Genomic DNA, 3,518 nt, shown 5'->3' with positions numbered 1-3,518 from the left:
TCGGAATGGGCGGCCAGAAAGTCGCGCAGCGCCTGCCGCCCACGGTGGATTCGGCTGCGGACAGTCCCGAGCTTGACGCCCAGCGTGGCCCCGATCTCCTCGTAGGACAGTCCTTCGATGTCACACAAGACCACCGCGGCACGGAATTCCGGCGGCAATGAATCCAGCGCCGCCTGCAGGTCGGGGCCCAGGCGTGCGTCGTGGTAAATCTCTTCCGGATTGGGCTCATCGGCCGGCACCCGGTCGTAGTCGTCAGGCAGCGCTTCCATCCGGACCTTGGCGCGGCGGCGCACCATGTCCAGGAACAGGTTCGTCGTGATGCGGTGCAACCAGCCTTCGAAGGTGCCCGGCTGGTAGTTCTGCACCGACCGGAAGACCCGGATGAACGTCTCCTGGGTCAAATCCTCGGCGTCCTGCTGGCTGCCGGACAGGCGGTAGGCCAGCCGGTAGACCCGGTCGGCGTGTTGGCGAACCAGCTCGTCCCACGACGGCATGGCCGCCTTGTCGCCGGTCGCGTCGAAGACCGCGGTACCGTACGGCTCGTCAGCGGGCTCCACCCAGTCAGCGCCGCGGTACCGCTCCGGGTGCGACATGCTGGACGGGCTCATCAGTGTGGCGATGGTGAAATCCTCCGGTTTCAGACTGCCGTGAATGCTGGGCACATCATCACCGCGCACAACGCGAAGATGATCGGATGTATTCCCGGGCCAGCGCCCTCCACGCTCCATAAGGAACACCGTCGTCTATCGGCGTGTGCCGGGGATATGACCGCACTGAACATTGACTGAGAACGGCACCAACACCCCCGTTGCGCTGGCCATATCGGTCACATCACATTTCGATCACGCTGATACTTTGCGCGTGTCGCGGGCCCACCTGAGTGCACCAGCCAAGCGTTGGACATACGCTCACGCCATGGCGACGACCGAGCGCACCCCTGGGACGAGTCGGGCCGAGTCGCTCTCGGCGCATGCCGAGGGATCGATTTCCGAAGACTCGGTTCTGCTGGCCGCCCGCGAGCGGGCCGCCGACATCGGCACCGGAGCCGTCACACCGGCCGTCGGAGCGCTGCTGAGCCTGCTGACCAAACTCAGCGGCGGGAAAGCCGTGGTCGAGGTGGGCACCGGCGCCGGCGTCAGCGGCCTGTGGTTGCTGTCCGGGATGAACGACGACGGTGTGCTGACGACGATCGATATCGAGCCCGAGCATCAGCGGATCGCCAAGGAGGCGTTCACCGACGGCGGCGTCGGCCCGTCGCGCACGCGGCTGATCAGCGGCCGGGCTCAGGACGTGCTGACCCGGCTGGCCGACGACTCCTATGACTTGGTCTTCATCGACGCCGACCCGCTCGACCAGCCCGACTACGTGGTCGAGGGGATGCGATTGCTGCGTTCCGGCGGCGTGATCGTCGTGCATGGCGCGGCCGCGGGTGGACGGGCCGGCGATCCGCAGGCCCACGATGCCGAAGTGGCCGCGGTGCGCGAGGCAGCGCGGTTGATCGCCGAGAACGAACTGCTCACGCCCGCATTGGTGCCGCTCGGCGACGGCCTGCTCGCGGCCGTTCGCGACTGAGCTTGGCCGACCGTGAACTATTGGGCCATCGATGCGCTGCTCGCGATCCTGCCGCCGGGCCGATGAGCGTCGGGCTAGCCAGGGCGCGGGCGCAACGCCCGGCATCACCGCATTGAAGTCCTCGGGCTTATTGCGTGAACCGGCGCGCAGCCTGGAGTTTCGCACAGCGGGTATTGCCGACTCGCGGGATCTAGCCGGAGTCGATGCTGTCGCGGCCGGGCGTCAGGACTGGAATCGCCCGCAGGCCCGATACGGGCTTGCTCGCAAGTCGGGAACCTACCGCCTGATGCGGGAGTTTTCGGGTCGCGTGTGCGTCACGTGCGTCAGGGGCAGACAGCAAGCGGCAAGCGCACGACCGGCCGACACACCAGCACCAGGTTGCTTGCAAGTCACTGATCTACCCCCTTTCACGGGGTCTTCGAGACGGGCGCACTCTCGGCAGTCGATGGTGGTCAATCGACGAGCACGAACACAAAGTGCCTGCGCCGTCACCGCCGTCAGCCGACCCGGTCAGCGACGCACCGAAAACCGATGTGGGTCGTCGCGGTGTCCTGCGCCTGCGGCGACCGTGCCGCCGGCCGGTATCGGTGGCAATACTCGGGGGCGCAGAGGTGTGAACCGCCCTTGAGTGTCTGCATGATCGTCGGATCGGTGGGTATGGTTGGCGCACAACAGGTCTCAACCGAATGATCCAGCCGGTGATGACCAGAGAACGCGGTGGTCGTCCATTCCCAGACGTTGCCGATCATGTCGAAGAGGCCGAATCCGTTGGGCGGGAACGTGGCCACCGGCGACGTGCCCGCCCAACCGTCGTTGCGGTACGGGAAGTGGCCCTGCCAGGTGTTGGCCATCGGCTTCCCGTCGGGCTTCTCCACCTCACCCCACGCGTAGGTGGTGGCGGTGCCGCCGCGCGCGGCGTACTCCCATTCGGCTTCGGTCGGCAATCGCCGGTCCACCCACCGGGCATAGGCCGCCGCGTCGGGGTAGGCCACCTGCACCACCGGATGCTGCGCCCGGTCGGCGATATCGCTGCCCGGACCGAACGGGTGCCGCCAACTGGCACCCGGAACCCATACCCACCACTGCCGCCAATCCCGCAAGTCGACCGGGCCCGCCGTCGGGCGGAATACCATTGCGCCAGAGACTAATTCGCTTATATCGGCACCAGGGTAGAGGGCCGGATCGATCGGCTGCTCGGCTACCGTGACATAGCCCGTCGCGCTGACGAATTCGCCGAATTGAGCGTTGGTGACGGGATGGCGCTCGATGGCGAATGCGCTCACGCGCACGGTGTGGATCGGCGCCTCTTCGGGATAGAAGCTGGTCGAACCCATCCGGAATGTTCCCGGCGGCAGGTCGACAAGCTCGGTAGGCATCACTCAGGGTATGACGACCGCGAAATCCTGCATCAACGCAGCTTTCGCCGCGACAAACCCAGGCACGTCCGCGGGCCCCTCCATATGGATGACGACCAGGTAGTTGTCGGAGTTGGTCCAGATGTGGGTAAGCCGGTCGGCGAACGCGATGGCACCCGTGGGTCCGGTGAACGACCCGGTCAACTTCTGACTGCTGTAACCGCAGAACTTCGCGCCGACGGCGTCGACCTGCAGGTCGGGCCGGGAGCGTGCGAGGGTGTCGGCGTACTCCGAAAAGGCCGCGGCGGGGCCGAGTTTCGTCGCGCCGATCGTCACGGCGCCCGTCATCGAATCGGGACCGCTCAGCGACAGCGCCAGGTCGCCTTGGCCCGGTTCACTGGCCCACCCGTCGGGCAGCGTGAAGGTGATCCTCGGCGCGGCTGCGGCGACGACCTGAGCGACCGTGCCCATGCCGCCCGATGCCGGCCCGGGGAAGCAGACGAACGCATTGGGCGGAATGTGCTCGGGCAACGTCGTCTCGATCCCCGGGACTGCTGCGCCATGGCTCGTCCGGGGCGGACGCGACTGCGG

Annotated in this window: 4 protein-coding genes; 1 reads left to right on the top strand and 3 read right to left on the bottom strand. The window is 66.9% G+C overall.

Annotated features, from left to right (window positions below; all coding sequences use genetic code 11):
• The coding region (gene sigE, locus AC2VOG_RS13210; RefSeq protein ID WP_486940350.1) for an RNA polymerase sigma factor SigE at positions 1 to 728 on the bottom strand (728 nt) is incomplete at its 3' end.
• A 187-nt stretch (positions 729 to 915) separates the two neighbouring features.
• On the opposite strand from sigE, the gene AC2VOG_RS13205 reads away from it, so the two are divergent.
• Positions 916 to 1,572, top strand: a complete 657-nt coding sequence (locus AC2VOG_RS13205; protein ID WP_486940349.1) for an O-methyltransferase — start codon at positions 916 to 918, stop codon at positions 1,570 to 1,572.
• A gap of 497 nt (positions 1,573 to 2,069) precedes the next feature.
• On the opposite strand, the gene AC2VOG_RS13200 is transcribed toward AC2VOG_RS13205, so the two are convergent.
• Together AC2VOG_RS13200 and AC2VOG_RS13195 are read right to left on the bottom strand one after the other, a co-directional pair.
• Positions 2,070 to 2,948, bottom strand: a complete 879-nt coding sequence (locus AC2VOG_RS13200; protein WP_486940348.1) for a formylglycine-generating enzyme family protein — start codon at positions 2,946 to 2,948, stop codon at positions 2,070 to 2,072.
• 3 nt (positions 2,949 to 2,951) lie between these two features.
• A partial coding sequence (locus AC2VOG_RS13195) for a hypothetical protein (RefSeq protein WP_486940347.1) occupies positions 2,952 to 3,518 on the bottom strand: 567 nt, incomplete at its 5' end.

It is taken from the genome of Mycobacterium sp. TH-M11 (assembly GCF_057473725.1).
Note: the sequence above shows the minus strand (reverse complement) of the source record. Positions and strands in the feature narration are given on the sequence as shown.

Coding starts and splice junctions, on each gene's coding strand:
- AC2VOG_RS13205 (WP_486940349.1), top strand. CDS start 916: ATGGCGACGACCGAGCGCACCCCTGGGACGAGTCGGGCCGAGTCGCTC.
- AC2VOG_RS13200 (WP_486940348.1), bottom strand. CDS start 2,948: ATGCCTACCGAGCTTGTCGACCTGCCGCCGGGAACATTCCGGATGGGT.